This is a genomic window from Candidatus Omnitrophota bacterium (assembly GCA_030695905.1).
Lineage (GTDB): Bacteria > Omnitrophota > Gorgyraeia > 2-01-FULL-45-10 > 2-01-FULL-45-10 > CAZHPY01.
The window spans coordinates 21,084-40,212 of record JAUYOL010000040.1 but is presented as its reverse complement, the minus strand read 5'-3'; the positions used below and the strand labels follow the sequence as shown (position 1 = coordinate 40,212).

Sequence of the window (19,129 nt, the reverse complement as noted above, 5' to 3'; positions counted from 1 at the left end):
TTGCCTTATGGTGGACAAAGGAGAATAATAGATGACAGCGATCCAATTAATAATGGCGGGCGGGGTTACGATATATATTCTTATATTCTGCTCGGTATTATCTATAGCCATTATAATAGAGCGGTATATGTATTATCGCTCAAGATCCAGAATAAAACGCGCGGACCTTATGGCGCGAGTAAAGAAAGAGCTTGAAAAAAACGATCTTGAAGCCGCTTTGAAGATATGCGACAAAAAAAATACACCGTTTTCAAATGTTGTCCACGCGGGATTGAGTTTCGCCAAGCATACCGAAAAAGAGATATCAAATAATATGGAACGCACCATAGTAGTAGAGACCAATCTACTCGAGAAGCGCACGACAGTAGTTGGCACAATAGGAAGCATAGCGGTTTATATAGGGCTTTTCGGGACGGTATTGGGAATAATGAGAGCGTTTGGCGATATAGCTACAGCCGGCGCGGGTGGCATAAATGTGGTAATGAACGGTATATCGGAGTCGCTTGTGTGCACAGCGGCAGGCCTGTGTGTAGCAGTGCCTGCGGTCGTGGCATACAACTACTTTATCAAAAGAATAGATAATTTTATCACAGACATGGAATTGTGCGCATCCGAGACCATGGACCTGGTTAAGGTTAAAGCAAAATGAATGTGCGTCTGAGAAAACCCAGGGCAATAGCTGAAATAAATATAACACCTTTTACAGACGTCATACTTGTGCTCTTGATAATATTTATGATAACGACGCCTTTGATCGTTCAGACGAGCATAAAAGTAAACCTGCCAAATGCCAGGAGCGCGAAAACTTCCGACGTGTCAAATCAGGTGGATATAACGGTAAGCAGCAAGAGTATCATATATCTCGACGGCAATCTGATAACAAAAGAAGACCTAAAAGATAAGATGACAGCCCTGTACAAGAATAACCCGTCTCTTAAGGTGGTGCTTTTTTCGGATAGGCTCGCTCGTTTTAAGGATGTGGTGGCTGTGCTGGATATAATGAATGAGTTGGGTATTAAGAGCCTTAATATCGCGGCAAAAGCCGATTTTGCGGGTAAATAAAAGATAAATAGATTATATAAGCTTGCGTATTTTCTTCAGGGATTCGACAAATACTATTATGACAAGAGCTAGCATTATTGCGGAAAGGATAGCGTTTAAATTACCCTGGAAGGTATGCCTCGGCAGGTAGTTACCTATAATATTTTCTATTCCCGCCCAGACGGTTGTCATTCTCTCTATTTCCCGCGATGAACCTCTATAAGGGGTTGACAAATATAAGCAGCCATATTATAATCATTAACCAAGCTAAGAGACTAAGGTGTCTTCTGGCGATATTTGCTAGAGGGCATTTTTTGTTTGCAATAATATAGAAAAGGAGAGCAGTCATCATGATGTATGGGCTTAGTTTTTTTGAAATGGTCGCAATTTGGAGTGTTTTAGGAGTTTCCCTTTTGGGACTTCTTTACGCTCTCTTACTTCGCCACCAGATTTTGCGCGAAGATAAGGGCAGCGCAAAGATGCAGGAAGTATGGAATGCTATCCGCGAGGGCGCGAACGCGTACTTGCAGAAGCAGCTTAAGACGATACTTCCTCTTATAGGAGTCCTGGTATTTGCACTATTCTATTCTGTCTATATAGTTCCGCCATCATCGGAGGCCATGCAGAGGTTTGCAGGACAATCCGAATCGACAGTTCGTCTCATCATAGGATTAGGCAGGGCCGTAGCGTTTGTCATGGGCGCTATCTTTTCGCTACTCGTAGGGCAGCTCGGAATGCGTATGGCGGTTCAGGCAAACGTGCGCGTAGCGCATGCCGCGAAGACCTCGTTTAACACAGCGCTAAAAATAGCTTATCGCGCGGGAACTATCACAGGCATGCTTACCGATGGGCTCGGCTTATTCGGCGGCACAATAATATTTATAATATTCGGTATCGCGGCTCCCGATGCGCTATTAGGATTCGGATTCGGAGGAACATTACTTGCTCTATTTATGAGAGTCGGCGGCGGTATATATACCAAAGCGGCTGACGTAGGGGCCGACCTCGTAGGAAAAGTCGAAGCAGGTATTCCTGAAGATGATCCGAGAAACCCGGCGGTAGTAGCCGACTTAGTCGGAGACAACGTAGGTGATTGCGCGGGTATGGCAGCGGACATATTTGAATCATACGAAGTCACTATTGTAGCAGGTCTTATATTAGGATTGGCCTTATACCATATAACTCATCGCCTTGAATGGATAGTATATCCATTGCTTGTGCGCGGCATAGGAGTCCTGTGCTCTATAATAGGCACATACGCGGTTAAGGGAGATTCTTTAGGGACAAAGAGCGGCAACGCTATGAAGGCTATATTCAAAGGATATCTAACTTCTGCCGTAATATCGGTAGGCCTATTCGGCGCGCTCGCCTTCTTCTATATGACACAGATACCCGGTGGTTGGTGGAGGCCGTTTGCAGCGACAACTCTCGGAGTTTTATTGGCTATCGCTATAGACCGTCTGACAGAATATTTCACCGGCACGCACTATAAGCCTGTCAAAGAGATCAGTAAATCCACTCAGACAGGTCCGGCTACTACGATCCTCTCCGGATTGGCGGTAGGATATGAATCAAGTGTTTGGGCGGCTCTCGTAATAGCAGCGACGATATTTGGCTCGATATTGATATTCGGTACCATACCCAATATAACAAGCGTAGAGAAGGTCACATACGTCCTTTATGGCGTAGCAATGACCGGCATAGGTATGTTGACACTGACAGGCAACAACGTGGCGATGGATTCGTTCGGGCCCATCTCCGACAATGCTAATGGTATCGGCGAAATGGCATGGCACGGGGAGAATGGTCAGGACGTTAAGTCTGCTCGCAAGATCATGTCGGACCTCGACGCGGTAGGCAACACTACAAAAGCTATAACAAAAGGAGTTGCGATAGGTTCTGCGGTTATCGCGGCGGTGTCACTATTCGGTTCATATATGGTTGACGTCAGTAAAGTTCAGGCAGCGATGGGAGTGCCGTTGGCGGATCAGTTAAGTTCAGTCGGTATCCGCGTCTCCGTGCCTCAAGTATTTGTAGGCATGCTGATAGGTGGCGCTATACCGTGGTTGTTTTCATCGTTCTCTATACAGGCGGTCAGCAGGGCCGCCTCGCTGATAGTTTTGGAAGTGCGCCGTCAGTTTAAACTTGGCGTTCTTGAAGGAAAAGTCAAACCTGATTACAAACAAGCGGTGGCGATATCTACTACGGCAGCGCAGAAAGAGCTGGTAAGTCTTGCGCTTATATGTGTACTTTCGCCAATACTTGTAGGCCTGGTGCTTCAGGTCGAAGCGCTCGGAGGGTTTCTGGCGGGTATAATACTTTCGGGCCAGCTTCTCGCGGTATTCATGTCAAACGCCGGGGGAGCATGGGACAATGCAAAGAAGACGATAGAAGACGAGGTCAAGGATCTTGTGGCGAATACGGGCAAGGGTTCGGAAAGGCATAAGGCCAGTGTAGTAGGTGATACGGTTGGAGATCCTTTAAAGGATACGGCAGGCCCGGCCCTTAACCCGATGATAAAAGTCGTAAATTTGGTTTCCGTCATAATCGCGCCTATAGTAGTTCAGTATAATAAACTTGGCGTTACAGGCTGGATCATAGTGGCTGCGTTATGCGCGGTCGTGGTGTGGTCGATATTAAAGAGTAAAAGGCCGGCCAAGCAGATGGTAGCGGCGTAACAGATACAGCAGCACAGTTTCAAATCTTTAAAAGGGGGAGACGCAAGTTTCCCCCTTTTATTTTTACATCCGCTTCTTCTCGTAAGCGCCCCCCGAGGGATGGGGTACTTCGCGGGAACGCTTACTTTTCCCCTGCGAGGAAAAGTAAGCTCGGACTCATTGCTCGCTCTCCCGCCAAATAATGTAGAATAGCCCTATTATGTTATGCGGTAGCCTTGTTTTTAAAGGTATTTGGCGGGAACCATGCCCGCTCGCAATTCGTACGTCCCGCTCAATACCCCATCCCTCGGGGGATCCCTTCAATATGTGAGAAAATTTGACCCTTCGACAAAAGCTCAGGGTCAATCCCGAGCGAAGTCGAGGAATTGACAAATGCGCGGAGGTATGATATAGTTAACTATATTAACTATTAATAGAGCTTAATATTAGGAGGCTTAATATGACGGACATTAATCTCGCTGAATTTGCCGACAAGGTAACCGAGAATATGGCGGCCATCTGGAGAGATTTCTTAAAACAACAGACAGGCCAGTTCTATAAGGTAAAAGTAACTTTGCCGCAGCTTGCCATAATGGAGCTCATTCATAAGAGCGGTGAGTTAAATATGTCGGATATGGCGCGTTCCATGAATGTGACGACTGCCGCGATGACAGGTATAGTAGACAGGCTTGTGAGGGAAGGCTATGTTGCCAGGATCTCTGTGCCTAATGACAGGCGCGTGATAATGGTGAAGCTTACAGCAAAGGGCGACAAGACGATAAAGAACGTTATTGAACATAAGCGCCAGATGGTCATAAAGATATTTGCCGTGTTATCAAACACCGAAAGAGAAGATTATTTAAAGATATTAACCCGTATAAGGGAAGGCTTGAGCGCATAAAGTCATATATGAACAAGATGTTAAACAGATTTATTATAATTCTACTTGTATTAATCCTGGCTACCCCCGTTTCTTTTGCCAAAGATGTGCCTATTGTTTTGAATAGCATCGAGACGGATAAGGAAGCGAAAGAGATAACAATTAATCCCTCGATGCCTTTGAGCCTGGCGGATTGCTACCAGCTTGCGCTGAAGCAGAGTGAAGTGATAGCCATCAGCGCCGACGCAATAAAGGTGGCAGAGGCGAGGTTTTTGCAGGCCCTTTCTATCATGATGCCTTACATTTCATTTCAATCGACCGACCTGCAGGAGGCAACACCTAATAATACCGGTTCAACACTTAGTACTTTAAAGCCCGCTAAATTTTCCGAGCGCCAATTTCAAATAACACAAACACTCTTCTCGGGCTTCAAGGCGCTTGCCGCGATGTCCGGAAGCGGCCTTGAAAAAAAACAACGTACCTCGGAGAAGATCCGCGCCCAACAGCTGCTCTTAGTGGACGTATCCAATTCCTTTTACCTCTATGTAGAGAAGAGAAAAGATTTGGAAGCAACTTTAAGAGTTAAAAAAGCGTTAATTGATCGTATCAAGGAGCTTAAATTAAGAGAAGGCTTGGGCAGGTCACGGCAAAGTGAAGTTGTAAACGCCAAAGCCCAGCTTTACACCGTAGAAGCGGATTTAAAAGTCGTGAAAAGCCAGGAGACGGTAGCGCGGCAGTTATTGGAATTTCTTGTCGGTATTCCCATAGATAAGGTATCCGATTCATATGAGATTCCCACATTTCTTATGCAGGAAGATTACTATGTATCCAAGTTTATAAACAGGCCCGATATCAAAGCCGCGGATTACGCGTGGCAATTCGCGGAAAAAGAACTCGATGTAGTAAATAGTGATTTTCTGCCGACAGTCAGCTGGCAGGGTAACTTTTATACACAAAGGACGGCATTCGACAAAGGCACAGATTGGGATATAATGCTTAAGATAGATGTTCCGATATTTGAGGGAACGGAAATCCTGGGTAAATCCAAGGAATATAAATTAAGGGCGCATCAGAGAGAACTGGAATATATGAGGCTGAAAAGATACGCGCCATATGATATTAAGGACTCGTATGTGAAGCTTAATACCGCGCTTGCGGTTCATGAAAATCTTAAAAAAGCTTTTCATACGGCAAAAGTAAATTATTATCTGCAGAGAAAAGATTACCAGAGGAGCCTTGTCAGCAACCTCGATGTCCTGGCGGCGATACAGACGCTGCAGGGCGCCCAGAGAAATTATATACACGCGATATATGAAGCCAAGAGACTCTATTGGCAGCTGCGCGTTTCTATGGGAGAAGATATAGTGGAGGCATTAAATGACACTATCTGACATTTCAATTAAAAATCCGGTATTCGCGTGGATGCTGATGGCGGCCTTGATAATATTCGGCTTTATAAGTTATGACCGCTTGGGTGTCGGACAGCTGCCCGATGTGGATTTTCCGGTTGTTTCGGTCAATCTGACATGGGAGGGCGCCGCACCTGAAATAATGGAAACGGATGTCGTAGATATAGTGGAAGATTCTCTCATGGGTATAGAGGGTGTGCGCGAGATATCCTCCTCGATACGGCAGGGTTCAGCGGGCATAAGTGTAGAATTTGAACTATCAAGGAATATAGACGCGGCTTTGCAAGACGTTAAGGCGAAGGTGGACCAGGCACAGCGCTCGCTTCCCAAAGACATGGACCCCGCCGTTATCAGTAAAACAAACCCGGAAGATCAGCCTATAGTTTGGCTCGCGGTTTCGTCGACCACGATGCCCACCCGCGACATAATGACATATGTCCAGGACCATCTAAAGGACCAATTTGCCACAATACCCGGCGCGGGAGATATATTTTTAGGCGGATTTGTCGAAAGAAATTTAAGGGTATGGGTCGACGCTGAAAAGCTGGACAAATATCAGCTTACCGTAAAGGATATAGTCGATGCCGTCCAGCAGGAGCACGGAGAAGTCCCCGCAGGGCGCATAGAGACGTCCGAAAAAGAATATAATGTAAGAGTTATGGGTGAGGCCGCCACAGCGAAAGAATTTGAAAATCTGTTGATACCCAAAAGAAACGGCCAGCCTATATTTAAACCATTTTATCTCAAGGATGTCGCCACTATCGAAGACGGCCTCGCTGATGTGCGGCGCATAGCGCGTTCATCCGGAAAGCCTACCGTCGGCCTTGGTATACGAAAACAGCGTGGCGCCAATGAAGTAGAAGTAGGGCATAAAGTCCTGGAACGTTTTGAAGAGATAAAAAAGACCTTACCCAAGGAGATGGAAATAGCGGTCCGTTTTAACAGGACAAAGTTCAGCGAAGACGCGATAAACGAACTTATATTTATGTTGATACTTTCGGCCATTGTCACATCTTTGGTCTGTTGGCTCTTCCTTGGCTCATGGAGCGCAACCCTAAACATATTACTTGCCATACCGACATCCGTACTCGGAACATTTATAATCCTTTATTTTTACAAGTTTACATTAAATACATTTACCGTTCTTGGCCTATCACTTGCTATAGGTATAGTCGTCGACGACGCTATCATGGTATTGGAGAATATAGTCCGATACCGGGAAAAGGGCGTCGAAAAAGTCCAGGCCGCGCGAAAAGGCGCTAATCAGATCACATTCGCGGCGCTTGCCGCGACAATAGCTTTAATAGCCATATTCCTTCCTGTCGCGTTTATGTACGGCATAATAGGTAAATTCTTTTATCAATTCGGTGTAACGATATCTGTCGCGGTCGCGCTGTCATTATTGGAAGCGTTGACTCTTGCGCCTATGAGATGCGCGCAATTTTTGGAAGTAGGGAAAAGAATTACATTTATAGGTAAAGCGGTTGACGCAAGCTTTAAGATTCTTGCCAAGATATATCATAAGGCACTCGTATATGTTTTAAGGATGAAAACGTTAACGATAGTAGTTGCCATTTTGTTCTTTATCGGCTCACTTCTTTTTGTAAAGACACTGCGTAAAGAGTTCCTTCCTTCGCAGGACCAGAGCATGTTTATGTGCCGCCTGCAGGCGCCGGTCGGTTCATCAATAATGTTTACCGACGAGCGTTTTAAACAGGCCGAAAAATTTGTCTTAAGTCGTCCGGAGGTAGAAGGATGCTTTACTGTCATCGGCGGATTTGGCGGTGGCGAGGTCAATTCAGGCATGATATTCATTACGCTTAAAAAACCTAAAGCCCGTCCAGTCGTGCCGCCTGATAGATTCAGGCTTTCGCAGGGCCAGCTTATGGCATTATTCCGCAAAGAGCTTAATAAGATACCGGATGTAAAAGCTGCTATACAAGATCTGTCATTAAGCGGTTTTTCGTCGAAACGCGGTTTTCCGATAGAATTTTCTATAAGAGGCCCTAACTGGGAAAAATTGGCCCAATATTCCGAAAAGATAATGGACAGAATGTCGAAAAGCGACCTGATGTTGGACGTAGACACAGATTATCTCGCCAAGATCCCTGAAATACGTGTGCAGCCCGACCGCGTAAAGGCCGATGAAAGAGGCGTAAATATATCTACGATAGGCAGCACCATAAATGCGTCGATTGGCGGAGAGAGGATAGCCAAATATACGAAAGACGGCAGGCGCTACGATGTAAGGATCCGTCTGATCCCGTCGCAAAGGACCACAAGCGAGGATATGAATAGGCTTTGGGTTTGGAATAACAGGGGAGAGCTCGTCCGGTTAGGCGATGTAATAGATGTTATAAGGAAACCCACACCGCTTACCATAACAAGGCGCAACAGAGAAAGGGCTATATCTGTCTTCGCTAACGTCGCAACAGGCAAGTCCCAGGCCGATGCGCTTAAAGAAGTAGAAAAAATAGCCAAAGAGATATTACCCGAAGGATATCGCGCGGTTTTGAGCGGCAGCGCGCAGACATTTAAAGAGTCTTTTTCAAGCCTGCTGCTGGCGTTCTGGCTTGGCATCCTGATAGCCTACATGGTCCTTGCTTCACAGTTTAATAGTTACCTGCATCCGTTTTCAGTGCTCTTGGCGCTTCCATTCAGTATATCGGGTGCCCTCATCGCTTTATGGATGTTCGGTCAGTCGTTGAATATTTACAGTATTATAGGAATAATACTTTTAATGGGTATCGTAAAAAAGAATTCCATACTTTTGGTTGATTTTACCAACCAACAGCGCGAAAACGGCCTTGATGTAAACGGCGCGCTGCTTACCGCGTGCCCGATAAGGCTGCGCCCCATACTGATGACAAGTATTTCCACTATTGCGGCTGCGATCCCGCCGGCAATGGCTATAGGGCCGGGCGCGGAGACGCGCATACCCATGGCGCTGGCAGTCATAGGCGGCGTCATAGTGTCAACTTTCCTTACCCTTTTTGTAGTCCCGTGCGCGTATAGCCTATTTTCAAAGGTCGAGCGCAAAAGGTATAAAAAAATTAACTTCGAAGATTAGGTTGTATGATATAATACGCTCCTGTAGGGAGGGGGCCGTATCGTGTACAAAAAATTCCTGCTTATAGGCTCAGAGAACTTTGTCGATGAAATCAAACCTGCTTTATCCGAACTTGCCCTTGAAATCGAAATAGCGCAAGATTATCAAGAGATAGTATCTGTACTACGCAAAAAAAGCATAGATATAGTGCTTTTCGACGCAGACCATTACCCTTTAAAATCCAGTTCCCTGCAAAAAATCTTCAAACTTCTAAAACAGTCAAAAAAAGAGTTTGTAGTCTTTTCGGGCATAAAAAATATTTCCACTGTTCTAAAAGCCGGTGAAATAGGATCGTCAGATTACATATTAAAACCCTATAATTTCCGTGAGTTAAGCCTTCGGTTAACGGCAATACTTAATCATAGAAAAAAGATCGTTTGTCTGGGTGGAGGCACGGGCTTATTCAATCTTTTAATGGGACTAAAAAATTTGCCGGACGTGCTACCCATTTCAGTAGTCAGCACTACGGACGATGGCGGTTCATCGGGCAAGCTAAGGGAATCATTCGGGGTGCTGCCTCCGGGAGATGTGAGGCGCTCACTTGTCGCTCTTTCCACCGCGCCGGAAGCCATGAATGATATAATGACATATCGGTTTACAGAAGGAGGATGTTTTGTCGGGCACTCTTTAGGCAACTTATTATTAACGGCGCTTACAAAAATAAAAGGTTCCATGTCACTGGCAGTAAGCGGTCTTAGCGATATACTGAATATACAGGGTATAGTGCTTCCGGTAGCTATAACAAAATCAAAACTATGCGCTTTGTTCGAAGACGGGACCGTGATAAAAGGAGAGAGTAATATTGACCTGGGTAAGGGAAGGCCGCCGGATTTACGCATAAAAAAATGCTGGCACGAGCCGCCCCCGAAATGCAATCCTAATTCCTTCGCGTCTATTATTAACGCCGACATTGTTATAATGGGGCCTGGAGATCTTTATACCAGTGTTATAACAAATCTTCTTATAGGCGATATCCGGCAGGCTGTCACAGGAACAAAATCTAAAAAATTCTATATATGCAATATCATGACAAAGCCGGGTGAAACTTCTGATTTTACCGCTTTGGACCATATAAAAGAAATCGTGAAATATTTGAAACAGGATTGCCTCGATTATGTTATAATTTCAGATAACAGTTCCCTTTCAAAAGGGGCGCTTTTAAGATATTCCAGAAAAAAGCAATTCCCTGTTCAGGTGGGCGACATCTCTGAAATTAAAAGGATCACAAACGCAAAAATTATAATAGCGGATGTTGCGCACGAAACAGAGCTGATTCGTCACGACAACCAAAAAATAGCCGATTGTTTAATAAAAATAATAAGACAGGAGCATCTAAAATGAGTCAGGATCATATACTCATTGTAGACGATGAAAAATTTGTGGTAGACTTAATCTCAACCAGGCTTGCGGCCGAAGGTTTTAAAGTTTCTGGCGCAAACAGCGGTGAAGAAGCCCTTAACTTTTTAAAGACCGATAAACCGGACCTGGTGATTTTGGACTGTCTTATGCCAGGCATGGACGGGTATGAGGTTTTACGAAGGATGCGCGCCGATAAGAAGAATATGGACCTGCCGGTAATAATGCTTACAGCTAACTTAAAGCATTCCGACAAGGTTAAGGGCCTGGAGATGGGCCTGGATGACCACATGACAAAGCCTTATGAGGGCAAGGAGCTTGTTGCCAGGATAAACGCCGTTCTCAAAAGGGCAAAGGCTTCAACCAGGATAGTAAAGAATATTTTGGTTACCGGAGGCGCAGGTTTCATCGGTTCGGCACTTGTCAGAAAGCTTCTGGATAAAAAGTACAATGTTGCCGTCATAGATGATTTTTCTTCCGGCAGCCTTGAAAATTTAAAAGGTACGCTTGATAATAAGAATTTTCATCTTATAACTGGCTCTATAACCGATGAAACAATAATAGGCAAGGCAGTTGAAGAGTGCGATCTTATATATCATCTTGCGGCAACGGTGGGAGTAAAAAACGTTGTCGACAAACCCCTTGAAACCATCATATACGACACCATAGGGACTTCGATAGTTTTGAAATATGCGTCCGCAAGAGGCGTCAAGACATTGATTACATCTACATCAGAAGTATATGGAAAGTCGAAAAAGTATCCTTTCAAAGAAGGCGACGATGTTGTTATAGGGCCTCCGGACATAAATAGGTGGAGTTATGCATGCTCAAAATTGCTGGATGAGTTTTTTGCTATAGGGTACTATAAGGAGAGGGGCCTTCCGATTACAATAGTAAGGTTGTTCAATGTCGTCGGGCCGGGCCAGGTTGGCAGCTATGGCATGGTCATGCCGCGCTTCTTCAAATTCGCGCTTAAGAATGAACCCATACCGGTTTATGGCGACGGAAAGCAGGTTCGATGCTTCACTTATGTGGATGATGCCATAGATATAATCATAAAACTGGCAGGCCTCGACGCCGCGAACGGCGAAGTAATAAATTTAGGGGCCCATAATGAAATATCCATCAAGGATCTGGCGCAGGAAATAAAGAAGATTACGAAAAGTTCGTCGAAAATAGTCTTTGAGCCATACCGGAAATATTACGGTGCGAGTTTCCAGGATATAAAAAAGAGGGTACCCGACCTCGCCAAATTGAAGAGAATATCCGGAACTGTGCCGAAGACAACACTAAAGGAGATATTGGAAAAGATGAATCTATATTTTAAAGAGAATCCCGCCGAACTGGACAGGATTTAAGGAGTTTATTATGGCAAAGAAAAAAATATTGGTAGTAGATGACGAAATAGATTTTACCGAACTGATGAAACTCAGGCTCGAAGCAAGCGGCTACGATGTGATAATCTTGAATAGCGGCGAAGATGCCCTGAATACGGTAAAGACGGATAAGCCCGACGCAGTACTTTTGGACATAATGATGCCCGGCACAGACGGGATCGCAGTATTAAAACAAATCCGCGCACTTGATGCAAAACTTCCGGTATTCATGGTTACGGCTTTTTCCAATGAAGAGAGGATAAAATTGGCGGGAAAATTAAACGCCACGGGTTTTATAGTAAAGTCACGCCAGGATATTTCCGAAGAGATCAAAAATATAACGCGCGCGATAGAAATAGCCGATAAATACAGGGAAAAACGTGGTTAGATTGCTTCGTTGGCCTAAGGGCCTCTTCGCAATGGCGATATCTTTTTTAGTGGCGTGCTCTTCTGCTCACGCCGCTGAACAGGCCGATGTAGAGCAGCTGGTACAGAAACTAACCCCGCCGCTTGCTGTGACGGCAGCGAAAGAACCGGGGAAAGACAGTTGGTATTACGATGCCTATTACGAACCCGGCGACGTGCTTCAGGGCACAAAGAGGGGGCATTGGAATGAACTTGACTATACCTTCGGCTATACTCGCAAAAATATCACAGGCTACATGTTTATTTCTCAACAGGAGAGGTTTGATAATAAAAACAATGCGGCAAGTCTGGGCGCATATATAAATATGGATAAGGACCAATATGCGCATTTTGAAGGCGGCTTGGGTTGGGGCGGCAAGATGTTCTTATATCAATTGCAATCCATAGTCGAGTACGGTCACCGGATTTATGAAAATCTTTTCGGCCAAGTAGGCTATACATATCGTCTTTACAGAGGTCTGGGCGACGATACGCATCTGGTTACACCCGGCCTCATTTATTATTTTGGTGACAGCTACTTAAGCGCGAATTATGGCGCCAGCTACATGGAGAGCCACGATACCGCCTCTATCGGTGTATTCAAGGGCGATTTTGCGATAACTAAATTTTTACGCTGGAACTGCGGCATAGCTTTCGGCGGCAGATTGTACGATATAAACGGGTCCGATGCCGCCGATGAACAGGGGTACATACTCTTTACGGGGATTAGCATTAATTTATATAAAGGTATAAGCTGCAGGTTTGGGTACACTTACGGGACAGAAGACCCGAAATTTATAAAGCGCTCCATATATTACGCCGTATCGGCAAAGTTCTAAATGTATAATTATTATACTGATGTAGTTTGGCAGGTTAACATAGCGCTGTTCGCGATAATAGCGCTTACGTATATAGTTATACTCTTTACCATATTTTTCAAGGACCTTTTGTGGCAAAGGCGCCGCCGCGCCATCCTTGACTTAAAAAATAATATCTACGAAATAGTACTCGCCAATAAGGAAGCATCAAGCGCTGTCTGTTTGCCCTCAATTAGCGATATAACGCCGCAACAATACATAGATATCGAAACAAATAGAAACATAGATACCACATTTTTTAATGAAACAGAACAAAGATTCTTCAGGAATTGTTTTATAAAACCGGATAATATTGCCGCTCTGGAAAATATCATAACGAAGTCAGGGAATAAGTGGAAGAAGATAGAAGCGATGCTCTGTCTTGGATATACGCAGACAGCGACGTCCGTAGCTCTGCTTAAAAAGCTTATATACAGCAAGGACAAGGATATAGGGTATTTTTCGATGATTTCACTCGGGCAAATAAAAACGCCTGAATCTGCCGGGGTGCTGTTAGATCTTTTAAAGAAGGATCCGGCGAGCGGATATAAGATCATCTCTATACTTGAAGATTTCCCCAAAGAGATAGCCGATGATATTGCCGGATTGATAGATTATCACGATCCCAAAGTAAGATTATTTGCGCTTACCTTATTATCAAAGTTCGTTTCGTCCGCTCATATCAAGAAATTGGAAAAACTTGCGCATGATCAGTCTGCTCAAGTGCGCGCCGCTGCCTGTGATTGCCTGCGCCAGACCCGGAACATCGAAGCAAGACCGGCGCTTGTGGCGCGTCTTAAGGATGATAACTGGCTGGTGAGAAGCCGCGCGGTCCTCGCGTTGTCCAAGGTCATGGAGGACGCGGCCATACCCCAGGTGATAGGGCTTATTAACGATGCGTCATGGTCGGTGGTCGAGACGGTTAAGACCGTGATGACGGAACATATAAAGGCCTCGCTGCCGTATATAGAAAAATTTCTTGCCGGTGAAGACGAAGTGCCGAAAAAATATTCGGTTCTTGCCCTGCAGAATTCCGGCTATCTGGCAGAGTTATTAAATGAAGTAGTGTCAGGCAAAGCGAAAGATGCCGAAGTGCGGCTGTTACAGGGCGTGGTCAGATCAAGGGCCCACGCCGGGCTCGACGCGGTTTTGAGTGAACTCCAGCCTGAAGCGCGGACAAAGGCCCTTGAAATTTTGATGAAAATGGAAAAGGTATGACCTTATGATTCCTAAGATTATTTATACCGTATTTATCGCCTCAATCGGATACTTTTTGATCCTTACGGTTTATTACATATTTCTCGCCCTCGTCGGCTCCATCGAAGAAATGAAAAGAGCGCTGCAGGGCGAAGATGAGAATTATTCGTTATTTTATCTTTCCCCTCTAAAGCTTCCGGTCTCCATAGTGGTGCCCGTTCACAACGAGGAAGACTGGATAGCCGATTCCTTAAAATCATTTCTTAGCCTGAATTACCCCGAATTCGAGATCATTCTTGTAAACGACGGATCTACGGATAAGACTCTGGATATTATGGATGGGATACTTAAACTCATTCCGACAGATTCTATGTATATAAAACATTACAAAGACGGTAGGGTCCGCGGGATACTAAAGAGCAAGCTGTGTCCCAATGTTACGGTTATAGACAAGGACGCGGGGAATAAAAAAGCGGGCGCTGTCAATGCGGGCCTAAATCTGGCCAAATATGATTATATATGTGTTGTCGATGCCGATACCATACTTGAGAGGGATGCGTTGTTGACCGTCATGGCGCAAATCGGGAAAGAACCTGATAAGATCATAGGCGCGGGGAGCTCTTTCGGCCTGGTAAATGGATTTAAGATAAAAGACGGGATGGTTGTCGATCATAGTTTTTCTTACAATCCGCTTATCGCCTACCAGAATATAGAGTATATGCGCTCATTTATAGGCAATCGTCTGGCATGGTCGAGATACAATGCTATGCCCAATGTCGCCGGCGGATTTGGTGTATGGCGCAAGGATGTGTTATATGAACTTGGAGGATTTTCCGCCGAGTTTACATGCGAAGATATAGAGCTGACATTCAGAGCCCACGATTATATAGTTAAGAATAGAGAAAAAGGGTACAAGATAATAATGTTGCCTTACTATGTGGGATGGACAGAAGGGCCCGGTGACATAAAATCTTTGATATCTCAGCGCAATCGCTGGCAGAGAGTTGTCGATGAAACTGTGTGGAGATATAAATATATGACATTAAACCCCCGGTATGGGATGTTCGGGTTTCTTGCTATGCCATATTTTGTCCTATACGAGGTTCTCGGTGTCTTTGTCGAGATCATAAGCATAGCATTGGTAGCCGTCGGCGCTATTTTAGGCGTCCTTAATTGGAATATCTTTGCAGCTTTCTTTTTATTTATGCTTCTGTCGCAGGCATTCGTGGCGCTGCTTTCCATATTGGCTTTTGTCGAGCGGCAAAGGTTATTCCGGTTAAAATATGTAATGTACCTTGGCATACTGGCATGTATGGAGTTTTTATGGTACAGATGGATAATAAGTATAGCTAAGGTTGCGGGAACTATAGATTTTCTCAATCTGAAAAAAACATACGACCAGTATGCGCGGCAAAAACGAGCTTGATAATAATTGACAAAAAACAGATATTTGATATAATATCATCTGATTTCTAACACTAATATGTCTTCTGACGGGACGCGTTAGAAGACATTTTTGTTGTTAATGAGGCCAGATGGAATCCAATATTTTATTAGCAGTAGTCTTTGTTCCTATAGTAGGCTCGCTTTTTCTTCCCTTTATAGGGGCTATTTCCACCAGGGCAAGGAATCTGACATCTTTAGTCCTTGTGTTGGTTTCCCTGGTAGGATCATGCCTTCTTATACCCCATGTCGCGTCGGGCAATAAGGTATTGATATTAAAACCATTTCCGCTGGGGTTTAATTTTGCCCTTACAGCCGATATGCTGGCGGTATTCATGGCCATAGTCTCTTCTTTGGTAGGCGCGATAATAGTCCTGTACTCCTTCGGTTATATAAGCCACTATACCAATCAAAACGAATATTACCTTATGGTAACACTATTCCTTGGCTCTATGATGGGCATAGTATTTTCTTCCAACCTTATATTTATATATCTATTCTGGGAGATAACGGCTATCGCAAGCTGGCGTCTTATAGGCTTTTTCAGGGAGCCAAAGCATGTTTTACGGGCAGACAAAGCATTTTTAGTAACAGTATTCGGTTCGCTGGTGATGCTGGTCGGATTTATTATGATATTCCAACAGACCGGCTCATTCGACCTGGTTGTAATAAAAGAAGTTTTGCAGAATAACCCCATACCTAATATAGTGGTAATGTTCATACTGTTCGGAATACTTTCAAAATCAGCCACACTGCCTTTTCATACATGGCTTCCCGACGCAGGCGTGGCCCCATCACCAGTAACAGCGCTTCTCCACGCGGCCGTGCTTGTAAAGATAGGTGTATATGTATTCGCAAGGTTATTTATCGCCACATTTACCTTTAGCCAGGTGTGGCATATTGCGCTGCCATGGTTAGCCGCGTTGAGCGCGCTTGTATCCGCCGGCGCCGCATTGGTTGAAACTGACATGAAAAGAATCATCGCGTATTCCACTGTAAGCCAGATAGGATTTATATTCTTAGGGTTTGCGATAGGCACGCCCATAGGAGTTGCCGGTTCGTTATTATTTATATTGATGCATGGCCTGGCAAAAGGGGGATTATTCCTCTGCGCCGGTATAGTGGAACAGAATGCCAAGACCAAAGACATAAGCCAGATGGGCGGCTTTCTCAATAAGATGCCTATAACGGCGGCCTCATTTCTAATATGCGCCTTTTCTGTCATGGGGGTGCCTCCTTTTGGAGGATTCTTCTCGAAATTCATGGTCCTGGCAAGCGCTGCCGCCAGCGGGCAGGAGTGGCTCGTCGGCACTTATATATTTATAGCGCTGTTGACAATCCTTTATCTATTCAGGATATTTAATAAGATATTTTTGGGCGGGCTGCAGGGTGCTCCTGAAAAAGAAGGGTCGCCGGTAATGGTATTCAGCGTTGCCTTACTCGCGGCCTTATCGCTTATCGGCGGCGTATGTATAGCTTATCCGTCGCTTTTTGCCCAAGGCGCCATTAAACAGATGATGGGTATTTAAAAATGACGAGCAATACGGTCCTCTTACCTATATTAATACCTATCATAGGGGCGGTTCTGACGCTCGTAACGCCGAATAAGATATTACACCGCCGCGGTGTTAACACCGCGGCGGTGGGGTCTATTATTGCCCTAATAGCGACAGCCGCTACGCTTCTGACCGCCACGACATTATTCAATAAGAATATCGCTTTTTCCGTTCCGTGGGCGGGGTTTGGTTTCGAATTCTCCCTAAAATGCTATAAGTTCAGCTCCTTCATAATGCTGGCCGCGGCATTTTTTGGATTTTTAATAGCTCTCTATTCAAACGCATTCCTTAAGGACAAAAATTATGCAAAATCTTTTTACGCCTATTTTCTTATCACGCTTTCTTTCGTAAACGGAACAGTCCTTGCCGACAACCTGGTGCTGCTGCTCTTCTTCTGGGAAGGCCTGCTTGCCACTTTATTCCTGATGATCGCCATAGGCAATCCAAACGCGTTCAAGACCGCGACAAAGGCATTTGTTATAGTGGGCCTAAGCGATCTTTGTTTCATGGTAGGCGCGGCGTTGGCAGGCAAGATGGCGGGAACTTACTCAATATCGCAGATGCATATATCCTTAGCCGGCCTTGGCGGCCTGGCTTTCATATTTTTGATGATAGGGACGATCGCGAAGGCCGGGTCTATGCCTTTTCATACATGGATACCCGACGCCGCTATAGATGCGCCGCTTCCATTCATGGCATTTCTGCCGGCGGCCATAGAAAAACTGGTAGGGATATATTTTCTTACCCGCCTTTCGCTGGATATGTTCAAACTCGAGCCGCATTCATGGGTAAGCACGCTCATGATGTCCGTCGGGGCTATAACCATAATTTTGGCCGTCGCTATGGCATTGATACAGAAAGATTTCAAGAGGCTGCTTTCGTATCACGCGATAAGCCAGGTGGGTTATATGATATTAGGTATAGGCACGCTTGTACCTGCGGGTATTATAGGCGGACTCTTCCATATGCTGAATAATTCATTATACAAATGCTGCCTCTTCCTCACGGGCGGAGCGGTTGAAAAACAGACCGGCACTACAGATCTTAACAAGTTGGGCGGGTTGTGGAATAAGATGCCGGTTACATTCGCGTGTTTTGTTATAGCCGCGGTTTCGATATCCGGAGTGCCGCCATTTAACGGTTTCTTCTCCAAGGAGCTTGTGTATGACGCCGCGCTGGAGCGCGGGATGGTATTTTATCTGGCCGCGGTAGGAGGTTCCTTCCTCACAGCGGCATCATTTTTAAAGCTGGGCCATGCGGCATTTATTGATAAGCAAAGGACAAAATTGGAAGCCACTAAAGAGGCGCCGCTTTCGATGCTCGTTCCTATGGTAGTGATAGCGCTGATCTGCGTAGTGTTCGGCCTGTGGAATTCACTGCCTATTAACGGTCTTATCCAGCCGTCGGTATCGGAACACTGGCTGGAAGGTAAAACATTCGCGGGATTTCCGACAAATATCATGCTTGTGGTCGTCACCATAGTTGTGCTTATAGCAGCGCTCTTAAATCATATATACGGCGTGAAAAAAAGCGGATCGGGTTTGAGGGCCGCCGATCACATATATCATGCCCCGGTCCTTTCCAATATATATGGAAAGGCCGAAAAGAGATTCTTCGACCCCTATGATATAGGGTTAAAATTCGTAAGCGTGGTATCAAAAGTAACATGGGGCATGGACAAGGCTATAGACTGGGTCTATAACGATTTTAGCGTAAAAGTTTCATATGGCGTTTCCTTCATGGTAAGAAAAGTTCAGAACGGAAACTATGTAAGATATATAATACTGGCTGTTTCAGGCGCTGTGCTGGTAGTAGTGTTTTTAATAAAAGGAGCCGGTTAAAG

The 19,129-nt window shown here is 45.1% G+C and carries 15 protein-coding genes; 14 read left to right on the top strand and 1 reads right to left on the bottom strand.

Annotation, left to right across the window (positions count from 1 at the left end):
• The first annotated feature begins 31 nt into the window (after positions 1-31).
• Positions 32-649, top strand: a complete 618-nt coding sequence (locus tag Q8R38_06910; GenBank protein ID MDP3791753.1) for a MotA/TolQ/ExbB proton channel family protein — start codon at positions 32-34, stop codon at positions 647-649.
• Positions 646-1,062, top strand: a complete 417-nt coding sequence (locus Q8R38_06905; GenBank protein ID MDP3791752.1) for a biopolymer transporter ExbD — start codon at positions 646-648, stop codon at positions 1,060-1,062. Before Q8R38_06910 ends, Q8R38_06905 begins: the two co-directional genes overlap by 4 nt.
• Positions 1,063-1,074: 12 nt before the next feature.
• On the opposite strand, the gene Q8R38_06900 is transcribed toward Q8R38_06905, so the two are convergent.
• A complete protein-coding gene (locus Q8R38_06900) occupies positions 1,075-1,233 on the bottom strand; it encodes a hypothetical protein (GenBank protein MDP3791751.1) in 159 nt (52 codons plus the stop codon).
• Between the two features lie 161 nt (positions 1,234-1,394).
• Between Q8R38_06900 and Q8R38_06895 the strand changes: the two genes are divergently transcribed.
• The 12 genes from Q8R38_06895 (at position 1,395) to Q8R38_06840 (ending at position 19,127) form a co-directional block, all read left to right on the top strand.
• Positions 1,395-3,719, top strand: coding sequence for a sodium-translocating pyrophosphatase (locus Q8R38_06895; protein ID MDP3791750.1), 2,325 nt, complete (start codon positions 1,395-1,397; stop codon positions 3,717-3,719).
• Positions 3,720-4,158: 439 nt separating this feature from the next.
• Positions 4,159-4,599 (top strand): MarR family transcriptional regulator, encoded by a 441-nt coding sequence (locus tag Q8R38_06890; GenBank protein MDP3791749.1) that lies wholly within the window; start codon positions 4,159-4,161, stop codon positions 4,597-4,599.
• Positions 4,600-4,607: 8 nt separating this feature from the next.
• Complete coding sequence (locus tag Q8R38_06885) at positions 4,608-5,969, top strand: TolC family protein (protein ID MDP3791748.1); 1,362 nt, start codon at positions 4,608-4,610, stop codon at positions 5,967-5,969.
• Positions 5,956-9,057, top strand: a complete 3,102-nt coding sequence (locus tag Q8R38_06880; GenBank protein ID MDP3791747.1) for an efflux RND transporter permease subunit — start codon at positions 5,956-5,958, stop codon at positions 9,055-9,057. The genes Q8R38_06885 and Q8R38_06880 overlap by 14 nt, the downstream gene beginning before the upstream one ends.
• Before the next feature lie 42 nt (positions 9,058-9,099).
• Entirely contained in the window at positions 9,100-10,437 is a 1,338-nt protein-coding gene (gene yvcK, locus Q8R38_06875) for a uridine diphosphate-N-acetylglucosamine-binding protein YvcK (protein ID MDP3791746.1), read from the top strand.
• A complete protein-coding gene (locus tag Q8R38_06870) occupies positions 10,434-11,810 on the top strand; it encodes a GDP-mannose 4,6-dehydratase (protein ID MDP3791745.1) in 1,377 nt (458 codons plus the stop codon). The genes yvcK and Q8R38_06870 overlap by 4 nt, the downstream gene beginning before the upstream one ends.
• A 10-nt stretch (positions 11,811-11,820) precedes the next feature.
• Positions 11,821-12,216, top strand: coding sequence for a response regulator (locus Q8R38_06865; protein ID MDP3791744.1), 396 nt, complete (start codon positions 11,821-11,823; stop codon positions 12,214-12,216).
• Positions 12,217-12,247: 31 nt separating this feature from the next.
• Positions 12,248-13,072 (top strand): YaiO family outer membrane beta-barrel protein, encoded by an 825-nt coding sequence (locus Q8R38_06860; GenBank protein ID MDP3791743.1) that lies wholly within the window; start codon positions 12,248-12,250, stop codon positions 13,070-13,072.
• Positions 13,073-14,308 carry a HEAT repeat domain-containing protein gene (locus Q8R38_06855; GenBank protein MDP3791742.1) on the top strand — a complete coding sequence of 412 codons (1,236 nt, stop codon included), beginning with the start codon at positions 13,073-13,075 and terminating at the stop codon, positions 14,306-14,308.
• A 4-nt stretch (positions 14,309-14,312) separates the two neighbouring features.
• Positions 14,313-15,713, top strand: coding sequence for a glycosyltransferase (locus tag Q8R38_06850; GenBank protein ID MDP3791741.1), 1,401 nt, complete (start codon positions 14,313-14,315; stop codon positions 15,711-15,713).
• Between the two features lie 109 nt (positions 15,714-15,822).
• Positions 15,823-17,259, top strand: a complete 1,437-nt coding sequence (locus Q8R38_06845) for an NADH-quinone oxidoreductase subunit L (protein MDP3791740.1) — start codon at positions 15,823-15,825, stop codon at positions 17,257-17,259.
• Positions 17,260-17,261: 2 nt separating this feature from the next.
• The gene (locus Q8R38_06840) at positions 17,262-19,127 is read left to right on the top strand and encodes a proton-conducting transporter membrane subunit (GenBank protein ID MDP3791739.1); all 1,866 of its coding nucleotides are present in this window, start codon (positions 17,262-17,264) and stop codon (positions 19,125-19,127) included.
• Positions 19,128-19,129: the final 2 nt, after the last annotated feature.